General features: G+C 57.3%; 14 protein-coding genes, 1 other RNA gene and 1 pseudogene. 11 read left to right on the top strand and 5 right to left on the bottom strand.

All coding sequences use genetic code 11. The features are described from left to right. Positions 1-16: 16 nt before the first annotated feature. Positions 17-1717: an SgrR family transcriptional regulator gene (locus tag ACTJI7_RS07060; protein ID WP_047367610.1), complete on the bottom strand. Its 1701-nt coding sequence runs from the start codon at positions 1715-1717 to the stop codon at positions 17-19. Positions 1718-1818: 101 nt separating this feature from the next. Here ACTJI7_RS07060 and cof point away from each other — a divergent pair, with 101 nt between their 5' ends. After that, positions 1819-2640, top strand: coding sequence for an HMP-PP phosphatase (gene cof / locus ACTJI7_RS07055; RefSeq protein WP_048961227.1), 822 nt, complete (start codon positions 1819-1821; stop codon positions 2638-2640). A 39-nt stretch (positions 2641-2679) separates the two neighbouring features. Here cof and ACTJI7_RS07050 read toward each other — a convergent pair whose 3' ends face one another. Beyond that, entirely contained in the window at positions 2680-3726 is a 1047-nt protein-coding gene (locus ACTJI7_RS07050; protein ID WP_028012169.1) for a PLP-dependent cysteine synthase family protein, read from the bottom strand. A gap of 115 nt (positions 3727-3841) precedes the next feature. Here ACTJI7_RS07050 and ACTJI7_RS07045 point away from each other — a divergent pair, with 115 nt between their 5' ends. The 5 genes from ACTJI7_RS07045 (at position 3842) to amtB (ending at position 9758) form a co-directional block, all read left to right on the top strand. After that, complete coding sequence (locus ACTJI7_RS07045) at positions 3842-4300, top strand: Lrp/AsnC family transcriptional regulator (RefSeq protein WP_008503307.1); 459 nt, start codon at positions 3842-3844, stop codon at positions 4298-4300. A gap of 30 nt (positions 4301-4330) precedes the next feature. Continuing rightward, a complete protein-coding gene (locus ACTJI7_RS07040; RefSeq protein WP_048961228.1) occupies positions 4331-6103 on the top strand; it encodes a SmdA family multidrug ABC transporter permease/ATP-binding protein in 1773 nt (590 codons plus the stop codon). Next, entirely contained in the window at positions 6096-7877 is a 1782-nt protein-coding gene (locus ACTJI7_RS07035; protein WP_028012171.1) for a SmdB family multidrug efflux ABC transporter permease/ATP-binding protein, read from the top strand. Before ACTJI7_RS07040 ends, ACTJI7_RS07035 begins: the two co-directional genes overlap by 8 nt. Positions 7878-8097: 220 nt before the next feature. After that, positions 8098-8436, top strand: coding sequence for a P-II family nitrogen regulator (gene glnK, locus ACTJI7_RS07030; RefSeq protein WP_008503304.1), 339 nt, complete (start codon positions 8098-8100; stop codon positions 8434-8436). Between the two features lie 35 nt (positions 8437-8471). Further along, entirely contained in the window at positions 8472-9758 is a 1287-nt protein-coding gene (gene amtB, locus ACTJI7_RS07025) for an ammonium transporter AmtB (RefSeq protein ID WP_014882787.1), read from the top strand. Between the two features lie 94 nt (positions 9759-9852). Here the strand turns inward: amtB and tesB are convergent, their stop codons facing one another. Then, on the bottom strand, positions 9853-10713 hold the full coding sequence (gene tesB, locus ACTJI7_RS07020) for an acyl-CoA thioesterase II (RefSeq protein WP_028012172.1): 861 nt from the start codon (positions 10711-10713) through the stop codon (positions 9853-9855). 203 nt (positions 10714-10916) lie between these two features. Here tesB and ACTJI7_RS07015 point away from each other — a divergent pair, with 203 nt between their 5' ends. Further along, positions 10917-11444, top strand: coding sequence for a YbaY family lipoprotein (locus ACTJI7_RS07015; RefSeq protein ID WP_028012173.1), 528 nt, complete (start codon positions 10917-10919; stop codon positions 11442-11444). A 33-nt stretch (positions 11445-11477) separates the two neighbouring features. On the opposite strand, the pseudogene ACTJI7_RS07010 reads toward ACTJI7_RS07015, so the two are convergent. Then, a pseudogene (locus ACTJI7_RS07010) lies at positions 11478-11874 on the bottom strand (MGMT family protein). Positions 11875-11958: 84 nt separating this feature from the next. On the opposite strand from ACTJI7_RS07010, the gene ffs reads away from it, so the two are divergent. From ffs to ACTJI7_RS06995, 3 genes are all read left to right on the top strand, one after another. After that, positions 11959-12055: signal recognition particle sRNA small type (gene ffs / locus ACTJI7_RS07005), an RNA gene on the top strand. 258 nt (positions 12056-12313) lie between these two features. Continuing rightward, a complete protein-coding gene (locus ACTJI7_RS07000; protein ID WP_063155355.1) occupies positions 12314-12565 on the top strand; it encodes a hypothetical protein in 252 nt (83 codons plus the stop codon). Next, a complete protein-coding gene (locus tag ACTJI7_RS06995; RefSeq protein WP_028012176.1) occupies positions 12562-12777 on the top strand; it encodes a hypothetical protein in 216 nt (71 codons plus the stop codon). The genes ACTJI7_RS07000 and ACTJI7_RS06995 overlap by 4 nt, the downstream gene beginning before the upstream one ends. Positions 12778-12857: 80 nt before the next feature. On the opposite strand, the gene yczR is transcribed toward ACTJI7_RS06995, so the two are convergent. Continuing rightward, positions 12858-14279 carry a MocR-like transcription factor YczR gene (gene yczR, locus ACTJI7_RS06990; protein ID WP_192978577.1) on the bottom strand — a complete coding sequence of 474 codons (1422 nt, stop codon included), beginning with the start codon at positions 14277-14279 and terminating at the stop codon, positions 12858-12860. An 86-nt stretch (positions 14280-14365) separates the two neighbouring features. On the opposite strand from yczR, the gene yczE reads away from it, so the two are divergent. Beyond that, the gene (gene yczE, locus ACTJI7_RS06985; RefSeq protein ID WP_028012178.1) at positions 14366-14977 is read left to right on the top strand and encodes a membrane protein YczE; all 612 of its coding nucleotides are present in this window, start codon (positions 14366-14368) and stop codon (positions 14975-14977) included. Positions 14978-14992: the final 15 nt, after the last annotated feature.

Raw genomic sequence — 14992 nt, 5'->3', positions numbered from 1 at the left:
GCGGCGACCAGCTTCTTCACGATTTGGGGGCGGGAAGCCAGGCTTCGGTAAAATCAAACCAGCCGCGGGTGTTGAGGCGTATGCCGTTGACTCCCGGCGGGGCGCTGATTTGATATTGATAGTTAAAAAGCGGCGTCAGCACCGCATTCTCCATCAGGCGGTTGAAAATGGCTTGCAGACCGGCGTGTCGGTCCCGAGCTTCGGCCTGAGACTGCACCGCATCCAGCGTGGCTTGCAGATGGGCGTAGGCCGGTGCGCTTAACACGTGCGGCCACAGGGCATCGCAGCGCAGCCACTGCTCAAGCGTATACGCTGGCGCTTCGCCTATCAGCCTGTCCCCCATCATGATGTCTGCATCGGCAAGCTGCTGGCATCCGTCCCACGTCTTGGCGTCGTGGAAGATGACGGTCAGGTCACAACCCTGTCGCGCCAGGTACGCCTTTAACTGGCTGGCCATGGTGTGAAGCTCAACGGGAAGATGGTAAACCAGCGTCAGCGCCTCAGGCAGGGCAACTTCCGTTAAGTCAGGCCATTCGGGGATTGTCCAGCCGGGAAGCAGTTCCCCGGTGGGCGTAATGAGTCCTTCGTTGAGCGGAAGCGTGTGCAGAAGCCTGGAGAGATGGATGATATTGATAAGCCGCTTCGCCTGGATCTCACTCACACGCGCGCTCTGTTTCAGCGTGAGGTAACAGAAGCCCAGGCTGGTGCTGCTGCTGACCAGCCTCAGGGTTTCAAGCTCATCGGCCTCGCCAATCGCGATTTGCACCGGGTGACGACAGCTGGTGCCCAGCCTGTAATCAAACAGCTGGGGAGTGATCCAGTATTCGATGGCTTTGAGCAGAGGATGGCTCAGGTGGTATTGCTCATGGCTTTCCAGACGAACCAGGTCGGGCTCAAAGGCGGCCAGCCGGAAGGGGCCGCAGCCAAGTTCAGGGTAGTCGGGATGCGCCAGACGGCTGCAGTAGGTTGCCAGCCTGTGCGCCAGCCAATAGTCCGGTTGATGCAGCACAAATGTCAGACACTGTGGATGCGTTGTTTCGATACGTAAAACGCTCCTGAACAGGGTGCGCAGGGCGGGAAGCGTCAACAGTGCCGTCAGGCTTCGCTGGAGCTGCGCCGTTTCTATTTTATCGCCGTTATGCCAGTGCAGGGTGGAGCGAATGTAGAAATGCCAGCGCAGCCCGTCAGCAGAGACCTCCCAGTGATGCGCGAGATCGCCCGTGGGTTCACTGCTGTTACCGTTAAAACGCGTCAAGCCAGAAAATACCTGTCCCGCCAGATGCTGCTCCGCCCGGCCAGGCAAAAAGCCCGGCTGAAGCGGCTCCAGCGAGCGATAGTAGGGGATGCGCAGCGTCGGCGTGTCGTTTTGCCACTGCCCGCCTAAAAATGGATGCAACAACGATCTCAGCGCTTCAGGAGCAAGCTGGGCCAGCTCCAGCGCGTTATGCTGCTGCCCGCTCTTCAGCGCCTCTTCCATCATCGCATTGCGCAGTGACTCCGGGCTGGCATGGAACGTCAGCTCACCGCGCTTGCCGCGACCAGACCGCGCGTGCCAGCTGAGCCAGCCCGCCTCCTGAGCCTGACGCAGCAGGGTGCGGACATGTCGCTCGCTACAAAAACAGCGGCTGGCAAGCTCACTTATGGTGACCTGCTGTGGAGCGCCAGCGGAAGGTTGCCACAGGCGTTGATACTGGTTAAGACGGTTAAGCTGGCGCATAAGAAACCCGGAACAATAATTTTCATCTATTCACTATTACTTCCGTATATATCACACGATACTGATGCACAAGTTAATCGCATCACATTTCAGGAGTAATCATGGCCCGCCTCGCTGCATTTGATATGGACGGTACGTTGTTAATGCCGGATCACCGTCTGGGGGAGAAAACGCTGAGTACCCTGAAGCGTCTGCGCGAGCGTGATGTCACCCTGACGTTTGCCACTGGCCGCCACGTGCTGGAGATGCGTCATCTGCTGGGCACGTTTTCCCTGGATGCGTTTTTAATCACGGGTAACGGAACGCGCATTCACACCATTGAAGGAGAGGTGCTGCACCGCCAGGATCTCAACCCGGAAGTGGCGGATATTGTTCTGCACAGCACGTGGGACACGCAGGCCAGTATCCACGTATTCAACGATCAAGGCTGGTTTACCGGAAGCGAAATCCCCGAATTGTTGCACGCGCATGTTTATAGCGGCTTCAAATACCAGCTTATGGATCTGCGCCGGATCCCCGCCCACGCGGTGACCAAGATTTGCTTCTGTGGCGATCACGACGATCTTTGCCGCTTACGCATTCAGTTAAATGAGGCGCTGGGCGACCGGGCGCACCTGACCTTCTCGGCGGTTGATTGTCTTGAAGTCCTGCCGGTGGGCTGTAACAAAGGTTCAGCCCTGGCGGTGCTCAGCGACCACCTGGGCTTAACGCTGCAGGAGTGTATGGCGTTTGGCGACGCCATGAATGACCGCGAAATGCTGGGCAGCGTTGGGCGCGGCCTGATTATGGGGAATGCGATGCCGCAGCTGATCGCAGAGCTTCCTCATCTGCCGGTTATCGGACACTGCGGCAACGAAGCGGTGTCCCATTTTTTGACGCATTGGCTGGACAACAACAACCTCCCATATTCCCCCGAATTGTGAGACCCTTCCAGCAAGCCAGACTTCGGTCTGGCTTTTTTTTTATTTCAGCAGCTGCGCAATTTGCGCTTTCCACGGGGTGATGTCGCCGATGTTGGCCTGTACCCACTCCGCATTGTAGTAGGTCTCAAGGTAGCGCTCGCCGCTGTCGCACAGCAGCGTGACGATTGAGCCGGTACGCCCTTCCTCGCGCATGCGTGCCGCAAGCTGCAGTGCGCCCCACATGTTGGTGCCCGTTGATGCGCCCACCTTGCGGCCAAGCTGCGTTTCCAGCCAGTGCGCGGTGGCGACGCTGGCGGCGTCCGGCACGCGGAGCATTTCGTCGACAACGTCAGGAATGAACGACGGTTCCACGCGCGGGCGGCCAATTCCTTCAATTTTACTGCCCACCGGACTGCGCAGGCCGGCATCGCGGCTTTGCCAGTAGTCGAGGAACACGGAGTTCTGGGGGTCAACTACCATCAGCTGGGTATCGTAGCCCTGACAGCGAATGTATCGTCCGATAGTGGCTGACGTGCCGCCCGTACCGGCGCTCATCACAATGTACGACGGAACCGGATGCGGCTCGTGGGTCATCTGGCGGAAAATACTGTCGGCAATGTTGTTATTGCCGCGCCAGTCCGTTGCGCGCTCGGCAAAGGTGAACTGGTCCATATAGTGGCCGTTTAGCTCGCGGGCGAGCATTTCAGAGGCGGCGTAGATCTCGCAGGCGCTTTCCACAAAATGGCAGCGTCCGCCGTAAAATTCGATCTGCTCGATTTTTCGTTTTGCGGTGCAGGAGGGCATCACGGCGATAAACGGCAGGCCCAGCAGACGAGCGAAATAGGCTTCAGACACCGCCGTTGAACCGGATGAGGATTCAATAATGGTCGTGCCTTCTTTGATCCAGCCGTTGCACAAACCGTATAAAAACAGAGAGCGCGCCAGGCGATGCTTCAGGCTACCGGTAGGATGGGTGCTTTCATCCTTCAGGTAGAGATGAATACCGTCAAATCCCGGCAGGGGGAGGCGAATCAGGTGGGTATCCGCCGAGCGCTGGTAGTCGGCATTGATTTCGCTGATGGCATGTTTAACCCAGGTGCTATTCATCGTAGTTATCCGTTTGTCATTTTGTGCCCAGCATAGCGAAAAGCACAGAAAAAATTGTTGCTATCTGGCCTTTAAAATAGAATGAAGGGAGAAAAATTTTCTCTATGAGGTGGGTATGCTAGATAAAATTGACCGCAAGCTCCTTTCATTGCTGCAAAGTGACTGTACCCTCTCTTTGCAGGCGCTGGCAGATGCCGTTAATCTGACCACCACACCGTGCTGGAAGCGCCTAAAAAAGCTGGAAGATGACGGCATTCTTCTGGGGCGCGTCGCATTACTCGATCCCGAAAAACTGGGGCTTGGGCTGACGGCATTTGTGCTGATAAAAACCCAACACCACAGCAGCGAGTGGTATTGCCGCTTCGTCACTCAGGTGTCTGAGATGCCCGAGGTGCTCGGCTTCTGGCGTATGGCCGGCGAGTACGACTACCTGATGCGCGTCCAGGTGGCTGACATGAAGCGCTATGATGATTTCTACAAGCGGCTGGTGAACAGCGTCCCGGGCTTGTCGGACGTCACCTCAAGCTTCGCCATGGAACAGATTAAGTACACCACAGCCTTACCCATTGAATAACTTCGTAAAATACCTTCAGGAACAAACCGCGTGCGATTATTTGCCCAATTAAGCTGGTACTTTCGTCGGGAGTGGCAACGCTACCTCGGTGCAGTCGCCCTGCTTATTATCATTGCCATTTTGCAGCTGATCCCGCCGAAGGTGGTGGGCTACGTCGTGGATGGCGTCACTGAACAGCATTACACCACCGCACGGGTGTTGATGTGGGTCGGCACGCTGGTGCTGACGGCGGTCATTGTTTATCTCCTGCGCTACGTCTGGCGCGTGCTGCTGTTTGGTGCGTCCTATCAGCTGGCCGTTGAGCTGCGTGAAGATTTTTACCGCCAGCTGAGCCGACAGCATCCCGAATTTTATCTGCGTCATCGCACCGGGGATCTCATTGCCCGCGCGACGAACGACGTCGATCGCGTGGTCTTTGCCGCCGGGGAAGGGGTGCTGACGCTGGTGGACTCGCTGGTGATGGGCTGTGCGGTGCTGATCGTCATGTCCACGCAGATCAGCTGGCAATTAACCCTGCTCGCCCTGCTGCCGATGCCGATCATGGCGCTGGCGATCAATCGCTACGGCGAACAGCTGCACGAGCGCTTCAAGCTGGCGCAGGCGGCGTTTTCTTCTTTGAACGATCGCACCCAGGAGAGCATGACCAGCATCCGCATGATCAAAGCGTTTGGCCTGGAAGATCGGCAGTCCGCGCTGTTTGCGGCCGATGCGGCAGACACGGGGGCGAAAAACATGCGCGTCGCGCGCATTGATGCGCGATTTGATCCAACGATTTATGTCGCAATCGGCATGGCAAACCTGCTTGCCATTGGCGGCGGGAGCTGGATGGTGGTGCAGGGCACATTGACCCTGGGGCAATTGACCAGCTTTGCGATGTATCTGGGGCTGATGATCTGGCCGATGCTGGCGCTGGCCTGGATGTTTAACATCGTAGAGCGCGGCAGCGCCGCCTACAGCCGCATCCGCGCCATGCTGGCCGAAGCGCCGGTGGTCAATGACGGCAGCGAAGCGGTGCCGGAAGGGCGCGGCGTTATGAACGTCGACGTTCGCAAATTTGTCTATCCGCAAACGGAACATCTGGTGCTGGAGAACGTTAGCTTTACGCTGCGGCCGGGCCAGATGCTGGGCATCTGCGGCCCGACGGGGTCCGGAAAAAGTACCGTGCTCTCTCTGCTTCAGCGCCACTTTGACGTCACCGAGGGCGATATCCGTTTCCATGATATCCCCCTGGCGAACCTGCTGCTGGACGAGTGGCGTGGCCGTCTGGCGGTAGTCAGCCAGACGCCGTTTTTATTTTCGGACACCGTGGCGAATAACATTGCGCTTGGTCACCCGTCGGCGACGCAGGAAGAGATCGAACACGTGGCGCGCTTAGCCAGCGTACATGACGATATTTTGCGTCTGCCGCAGGGCTACGAAACGGAAGTCGGGGAACGTGGCGTCATGCTGTCCGGCGGGCAGAAACAGCGAATCTCGATTGCCCGCGCGCTGCTGCTGAATGCTGAAATCCTCATTCTGGATGATGCGCTCTCCGCCGTGGATGGTCGTACCGAGCATCAGATTCTGCATAACCTGCGCCAGTGGGGCGACGGACGCACGGTGATTATCAGCGCCCACCGTTTGTCAGCGCTCACCGAGGCCAGCGAAATTCTGGTCTTACAGCACGGACACATTTTCCAGCGCGGGCAGCATGAAACGCTTGCCGAGCAGCCGGGCTGGTATCGCGATATGTACCGCTATCAACAGCTTGAGGCGGCGCTGGACGATGCGCCGGAACAGGATCAGGAGGCCACCAATGCGTAAGCTCGGAACGATGTGGCCGACGCTCAAACGTCTGCTGGCCTACGGCTCGCCGTGGCGCAAACCGCTCTCCGTGGCCGTGCTTTTACTCTGGATAGCGGCGATTGCTGAGGTAAGCGGACCGCTGCTCATCAGCTACTTCATCGACAATATGGTCGCCAAAAGCTACCTGCCGCTGAGGCTGGTGGCGGGCTTAGGCGTGGCCTACGTTGGGTTGCAGCTGGCGGCGGCAGGGCTGCACTATGCGCAGTCGCTGCTGTTTAACCGTGCCGCCGTGGGTGTGGTTCAGCAGCTGCGCACGGATGTAATGGACGCGGCGCTTCGCCAGCCGCTCAGCGAGTTTGATATCCAGCCGGTCGGGCAGGTGATTTCGCGCGTGACCAACGATACCGAAGTGATCCGCGACCTGTACGTCACCGTGGTCGCGACGGTGTTACGCAGCGCGGCGCTAATCGGCGCGATGCTGGTGGCGATGTTCAGCCTCGACTGGCGCATGGCGCTGGTGGCGATTACCATCTTCCCGGCGGTGCTGATCGTGATGATCATCTACCAGCGCTACAGCACGCCGATCGTGCGTCGGGTGCGCGCCTATCTGGCCGACATTAACGATGGCTTCAACGAAGTGATTAACGGCATGAGCGTCATCCAGCAGTTCCGCCAGCAGGCGCGCTTTGGCGAGCGGATGGGCGAAGCCAGCCGATCGCACTATATGGCGCGTATGCAGACGCTGCGCCTTGACGGCTTCCTGCTGCGTCCGCTGCTCAGCCTTTTCTCTGCGCTGGTGCTTTGCGGTTTACTGATGCTCTTTGGCCTGAGCTCAAGCGGTACGATTGAAGTGGGCGTGCTGTACGCTTTTATTAGCTATCTGGGGCGCCTTAACGAGCCGCTGATCGAGCTCACGACCCAGCAATCGATGCTGCAGCAGGCGGTCGTCGCCGGCGAGCGCGTGTTTGAGCTGATGGACAGGCCGCGCCAGGCCTACGGTCATGACGAGCGACCTCTGCAAAGCGGTGCCATTGCCTTTGATAACGTCTCGTTTGCCTATCGCGAAGACCGGCTGGTGTTGCAGGACATTACGCTGGATGTCCCGTCGCGCGGTTTCGTGGCGCTGGTGGGACATACGGGCAGCGGCAAGAGCACGCTCGCCAGCCTGTTGATGGGCTACTACCCGGTCACGCAAGGCGAAATCCGCCTCGACGGTCGCCCGCTCGCGTCTCTCAGCCACAACGTGTTGCGTAAAGGCGTCGCGATGGTGCAGCAGGATCCGGTCGTCCTGGCCGATACCTTCTACGCCAACGTGACCCTGGGGCGAGACTACTCTCAGGAGCAGGTATGGGAGGTGCTGGAAAAAGTGCAGCTGGCAGACCTGGCGCGCGGGTTTAGCGACGGGATTAATACCCGGCTGGGCGAGCAGGGAAACAACCTCTCCGTTGGGCAAAAGCAGCTTCTTGCGCTGGCGCGGGTGCTGATTGAAACCCCGCAGGTGCTGATTCTGGATGAAGCGACGGCCAGCATTGACTCCGGCACCGAGCAGGCCATCCAGCAGGCGCTGGCTGCGGTACGCGACCATACTACGCTGGTGGTGATTGCCCATCGCCTTTCCACCATTGTCGATGCCGATACCATTCTGGTGCTGCATCGCGGACAAGCCGTAGAGCGCGGGACGCACCGTGAACTGCTGGAAGCCAAAGGGCGCTACTGGCAGATGTATCAGCTTCAGCTGGCGGGCGAAGAGCTCGCGGCCAGCGTGCGCGAGGAAGAGTCGCTCAGCGCCTGATGCACCAAAACAAAGCAACGCGCTAACAGTCATTCCTGTTGGTGCAATACTGAAACGCACCGTGCACCGACATGGTGCGTTTTTTTTCGCCGGTTCGTTAAGGAAGACGGCATAACGCTCGTCGCACCGCTTTTCTCTCTCGTTTTCATTTCTGGCACACCCCTTGCAATACCTTCTGCGTGAGCTGCGGCCATTACCGAATTCTGACTGGAGGGGATCTATGAAGCTGGTTACGGTGGTAATCAAACCATTCAAACTGGAAGACGTGCGTGAAGCATTGTCCTCAATGGGTATTCAGGGACTGACTGTCACCGAAGTGAAAGGCTTTGGTCGTCAGAAGGGTCATGCCGAGCTTTATCGCGGGGCGGAATACAGCGTTAACTTTCTGCCAAAAGTAAAAATTGATGTCGCGATTGCTGACGATCAGCTTGATGAAGTGATTGATGTGATTAGCAAAGCGGCCTACACCGGCAAAATTGGCGACGGCAAAATTTTCGTTGCCGAACTGCAGCGCGTCATTCGCATTCGTACCGGCGAATCTGACGAAGCGGCACTGTAAATAACGCCTGGCACACAGTGATAGGGATCGAGAAAATGAAGATAGCAACACTTAAAACGGGTCTGGGTTCGCTGGCACTGCTGCCGGGCCTGGCGCTGGCTGCTCCTGCCGTGGCAGACAAAGCCGATAACGCCTTTATGATGATCAGCACCGCGCTGGTGCTGTTCATGTCTATCCCGGGCATTGCGCTGTTCTACGGCGGCCTGATCCGCGGCAAAAACGTTCTCTCCATGCTGACGCAGGTTGCCGTGACGTTCGCGCTGGTCTGCGTGCTGTGGGTGGTTTACGGTTACTCGCTGGCATTCGGCACCGGCAACGCCTTCTTTGGTAACTTCGACTGGGTAATGCTGAAAAATATTGAGCTGACCGCGCTGATGGGCAGCTTCTACCAGTACATCCACGTCGCGTTCCAGGGCTCGTTCGCCTGCATTACCGTCGGGCTGATTGTGGGGGCGCTGGCGGAGCGCATCCGTTTCTCTGCCGTTCTGATCTTCGTGGTGGTCTGGCTGACCCTCTCCTATGTGCCGATTGCGCACATGGTCTGGGGCGGTGGTCTGCTGGCAACGCACGGCGCGCTGGACTTTGCGGGCGGTACCGTTGTCCATATCAACGCCGCGGTAGCGGGCCTGGTGGGCGCATACCTGATTGGCAAACGCGTGGGCTTCGGTAAAGAGGCGTTCAAACCGCATAACCTGCCGATGGTGTTTACCGGTACGGCTATCCTCTACTTTGGCTGGTTCGGCTTCAACGCCGGCTCCGCAAGTGCCGCGAACGAAATCGCCGCGCTGGCCTTCGTAAACACCGTTGTGGCGACGGCGGGTGCAATTCTCTCCTGGGTATTCGGTGAGTGGGCGGTACGCGGTAAACCTTCCCTGCTGGGTGCCTGTTCAGGGGCGATTGCCGGTCTGGTCGGTATCACCCCGGCGTGTGGCTATGTGGGTGTCGGTGGTGCGCTGCTGGTGGGACTGGTCGCGGGCCTGGCAGGTCTGTGGGGCGTCACCGCACTGAAACGCGTGCTGCGCGTGGATGACCCTTGCGATGTGTTCGGCGTCCACGGCGTGTGCGGCATCGTCGGCTGTATCATGACCGGCATCTTCGCCGCGAAATCACTGGGTGGCGTGGGCTACGCAGAAGGTGTCACCATGGTTCATCAGGTGCTGGTGCAGCTGGAAAGTATCGCTATCACCGTGGTGTGGTCTGCCGTTGTCGCCTTCATTGGCTATAAGCTGGCGGATATGACCGTTGGGCTGCGCGTACCGGAAGAGCAGGAGCGCGAAGGTCTGGACGTCAACAGCCACGGCGAGAATGCGTATAACGCCTAATAAAAAGCAAAACGGCAACTTCGGTTGCCGTTTTTAATGTTTATTCCCTCTCCCATGGGAGAGGGGCAGGGTGAGGGCATCAGGCCGCACACTATCACCCGCGATTACGCATTACCCCTTCCTGCACCGTAGAAGCGACCAGCACGCCGTCCTGGGTATAAAACTCTCCACGCACAAACCCGCGAGCGCTCGACGCTGACGTACTCTCCACGCTGTAAAGCAGCCACTCATTCATATTGAACGGACGGTGGAACCACATGGAGTGATCGATGGTTGCGACCTGCATCCCTTTTTCAAGGAAACCAACGCCGTGCGGCTGTAGCGCAACCGGCAGAAAGTTAAAGTCTGACGCGTAGCCCAGCAGATACTGATGCACGCGGAAATCTTCCGGCACGGTGCCATTGGCGCGGATCCAGACCTGACGTTTCGGCTCGGCGGTGTGGCCTTTCATGGGGTTGTGGAACTCAACCGGGCGGATCTCCAGCGGTTTATCGCAGAGAAACTTCTCTTTGACCTGCGGCGGAAGCAGATGCGCCAGCGCGCGGGCGATATCAGTCTCTGATTTGAGTTCGTCCGGCGACGGTGCTGGCGGCATCACTTTCTGATGTTCATACCCCGGTTCCGGCGCCTGGAAAGAGGCGGTCATATAAAAGATAGGCTTACCGTTCTGAACGGCCGCCACGCGGCGTGCGCTGAAGCTGTTACCGTCTCTCAGGACTTCAACGTCATACACGATCGGTTTTGCGCTGTCGCCAGGGCGTAAGAAATAGCTGTGGAATGAGTGCACCAGACGGTCTGCAGGGACGGTCTCCTTTGCAGCGTAGAGCGCTTGTCCAACGACCTGGCCGCCGAAAACCTGACGTAAGCCGAGGTCTTCGCTCTGCCCGCGATAGAGTCCTTCCTCAATTTTTTCCAGATTCAGTAATGTCAGCAGATTGTTCAGTGCCTGACTCATAATTGTCCTCAATAAACGCCGTAGCGAAAGATAGGCAGAGTATAACGCAGAAATGAAAGTGGTCCGATGGGTAGAATAATCTGAATGTCGGCACGTTTTTAGGCATTAATCGGTGATCTGTGCCACACTTAAAAACGTTATGTGATTGAAACGACATCGGATGGGATCGATCCCGCTGGTGCATTGATGATAAGGAGACTTCAATGAAACTCGTGCCCATGCTAAGTGGTGTAGCTATTGCGGTGGCGTTGTCCGCCTGTGCCGGTAAGAGCGCCCAGGTGCCGGTACCAGCTGCAGATCCGAACGGGATTAATACCCTTTCACAGCAATCCATTCAGCAGCCTAACGTTTCCGGTACAATCTGGATTAAACAGAGAGTCGCTCTGCCGCCGGATGCGGTATTAACGGTCACGCTGTCTGATGCTTCCCTGGCGGACGCGCCGTCGAAGGTGCTGGCTCAGCGCGCGGTCCGTACTGAAGGTAAGCAGGCTCCGTTTAGCTTCGTGTTGCCATATAACCCGTCAGACGTGCAGCCGAATGCCCGTATTCTGCTGAGCGCAGCGGTAACCATCAACGGCAAGCTGGTCTTTATCACCGATACGGTCCAGGAAGCGATTAACCACGGTGGAACCAAAATCGACCTGAATCTGGTGCCGGTGCAGCAAACCGAAGTCCCGGTTGCTCCACAGACCAATCAGCCGTCTCTGCCAACCCCACCGACCCAGATGTAACTGTTGCTCTTACCCTCTCCTTCGGGGGAGGGTTTAGCACACCCAGCGGTATTTCTGCAAATCAATCTGTCCTGCGCCCGACACCTGCACACCCTCTGAAAGCAATGCCTGACGCTGACGCTGGAGATTCGGCCCGGTCAGCGAGATAGCGCCATGACGGTTCACCACCCGATGCCAGGGCAGCGTACTTCCCTCCGGCAGCCGCTTCAGAACGCCACCGACCTGTCGCGCCGCGCGTGGAGAGCCTGCCAGCCTTGCCACATCACCATAGGTGGTGACATAGCCTTCCGGAATCGAGGCCACGATTTGCCATACGCGCTGGGGAAAGGAGTCGTTTTCGTCCATACCTTCACCTGTGGGGATGTTTGGACCGTCATGGTAAACGAAGATCGTCCTGATTGCTGCGCCTGTTTGCGCAAGAAACCAGCATCCGGTTCCTGGTCGCTTGCAATTGGCTCTTCGCACAGGGATAATGCGCCAGCGCGTTGGTTATCAACGCTCTCAATGGGGGCTCTGTTGGTTCTCCCGCAACGCTACTCTGTTCACCAGGTCAGGTCCGGAAGGAAGCAGCCAGGGCAGACGACGTGGGTGCCGGGATGTAGCTGGCAGGGCCCCCACCCATTTGTGGCCTCATCCATCTTTCCTGTTTCCATCTCTTTTTAGCCTTTATTCCACAATAATATAATGCCTATACCGTGTAATATATATTTCATCGCTCTGAAATATTACTGTCATAAACATGTAATAATAGACTGGCATTTTATAATTGGACGTCTATTTTCGTCAAAATTCAAAAAAATATAGATCTGGATAACAGTGATAACTTCGTGTATTAAATAAAGTACTTATTCCGAAGGGAAGTGACAAACATGGCTACTGCAGTTTTAAATGTTAAAATTGACGAAGCGCTAAAAGAAAGACTCCGCCACTATGCGGAAGTAAATAACGAAAATTTAAGCGTGACCACAGAGAAACTGCTGCTGCTGGCGTTTGAAGCAGTAGAAGAGGCGGGAGTATCGGAAGAGGATATTGATAATCAGCATACGGAAGAAGAGAGTGTTTCTCCTTTTACTCCTAAAGAAATCAAGGCTCTACGTAAAATCCTGAAGAAGAGAAAATGAAACAACAACTGTCAACTGCCAGTGACTACAACGAGGCCTGCGCTCTGTTGCGTTCAGGCTACGTGAAGCATGTACGTCTTGGCTGGAATGTTGGAAGCGATGAGTTCTTTCGTATTGCGTCTGACTGGTGTGATACCGGTGCAAAAATAAAGAAAGACGGTGATAATTTCGTTATTTCCCTGAAAGGTTTCCCCATTCCTCCTCAGCACTAAATCCTGACCAGTGAAAACTGCTGACTGCATATATTACAGTCAGCAGTTTTTATTTTATGATCCAGTTCAAAATTTTAATATTAAACCAGGCGGCGTTTGACTGCTGGCGTATTTGAATTTAGCGCGAGCCATAACGGTTTAATCCGCAGCAATGCCGCTTCCAGCTCCGCTGGCTCCAGCGAAAAGGGCATACGTAAAAAGCGGTCAAACGCCCCCGATAAGCCAAACCGCGTTCCGGTTCCCAGGTTAATCCCGATGATTTCTGCCCGTGCGGCAAGCTGTGTCGCCAGCATGCCAGGAAGTTCGATCCAGTAAGAGAGTCCGCCCTCCGCCTCATGAAACGTCCACTCCGGGAAATGTTCTCGCAGCAGGTTACTGCATCGATCGCGCCGTTCCGCCAGCATCTTGCGGCGAGCGGGCAGAAAACGCTCGCTATTGTCGATAAGCCACAGCGTCGCCAGCTGCTCAAGCAGCGGCGAGCCTAAATCCAGCGTATCGCGCGTCTGGGCGAGCGTGGCGATAGTACGCGAGGAGGCGCGGATCCAGCCGAGACGCAGCCCGCCCCAGAAGCTTTTTCCGGCAGAGCCTAGCGTAATCACGCTGGCCTGCGGGTTAAACGATGCCAGCGGTGGCGGCGGTGGCGAATCAAACCAGAGATCGACCATCGTTTCATCCACGACCAGCGCCGTGCGGGTCTGGGCTGCTATATCAGCGATTGCCTGACGGGTGGCGATATCCATGCATCGACCGGTTGGGTTGTGAAAATCGGGCATCAGGTAGGCCAGGCGCGGCGCGGTCTGGGCAAGCGTAGCCGCAAAGCCATCCGTATCCCAGCCCGTTTCCGGCAACGACACTCCTACTGGCCGACACTGTGCTCCCTGAATAGCGGCAATCGCCAGCGGATAGGTGGGGTGATCGACCACGACGCGATCCCCCGGTCCGGCCATCATCCGCAGCACCAGCGCGAACCCGCTGACGGCACCGTTGACCACCATCACCTCGTCTGCCCGGGTTAGAAGACCTCGCGCGGTATAGCGCGCAGCGATGGCCTCCCGTAGCGCCGGCAGCCCAAGCTGCTCGTAGCCCGTCAGCGAGAGGTGTTGAGTAATAGCCGTAAGTGCATGGGTGTAAGCCTGGTGGATCTCCGGCCCGGCGCTGAGGGCGGCAGTGGAAAGATCCAGGGCGACGCTCGCTGCGGAAAGGGTGGGAACGGCGCGTGCATCCGGGAGGATGACGCGCGACCCGCTGCCGTGGCGGCTTTCAAGATAACCCTCTTCACGCAGGTGGGCGAGGGCGCTACTGACGGTGGTTCGGCTGACGTTCAGCGCCGTCGCCAGCTCACGCTCACCCGGCAGGCGCGTATGCAGTGCCAGCCGGCCATCAAGGATTAATAAGCGCAGCGCGTCGGCCAGCTGGCGCCAGAGCGGAGTGCGGGATGAAGTTTGCTGCCAGTGCCCTAAAAGGCGTACCACAGACTGGCTTCCGAAGCGGCGTGATGACATGTGCAGTCCACTATTTAAAAACTGGACATTAATCTTAGTGCCATTTTGGGTCAGGATGAAAGTCGGGTTCACTGGAGAAGATAAAAATGGTACGTCGTCTGCTACAACTTTATGTCGGTTTAGGGCTGTATGGGCTTTCCACCGCGATGTTTATTCGTGCGGATCTGGGGGTCGATCCGTGGGATGTGTTTCACCTTGGCGTGGGAATACAGCTGGGGATGAGCATCGGAACGGTGATCATTTTGACCGGGGCTGCGGTGCTCTTACTGTGGATCCCGCTGCGTCAGATGCCTGGTCTTGGCACGATCAGCAACGTGATTTGTATCGGTCTGGCGGCGGACGCCAGCATGGCGCTTATCCCCGAACTGAGTTCGTTATCCGTGCGCATCGCTTTCCTGGTGTCGGGCATCGTGATGAACGCGATCGCCACCAGCATGTACATCGGGGCCGGTTTCGGGCCTGGTCCGCGCGACGGCCTGATGACCGGCATTCACGCCCGGCTGGGGTGGTCCATTCGCAGCGTGCGTACCTCCATCGAAGTGTCCGTCCTGCTGATTGGGTGCGTGCTGGGTGGCTCGTTTGGGGTGGGAACTGTGGCGTATGCTCTGACCATTGGCCCGCTTATCCAGCTCTGTTTGCCCTGGTTCCGCCAGAAGCCGCGCGGTGAGAAAATGACGCAGCCGGAGCGGGTTGTTTAATTTGCGAAGCGCTCA

Source organism: Enterobacter sp. 22499 (genome assembly GCF_052044815.1).
Taxonomy (GTDB): Bacteria; Pseudomonadota; Gammaproteobacteria; order Enterobacterales; family Enterobacteriaceae; genus Enterobacter; species Enterobacter bugandensis.
This window is presented reverse-complemented; position numbering and strand designations above follow the sequence as displayed.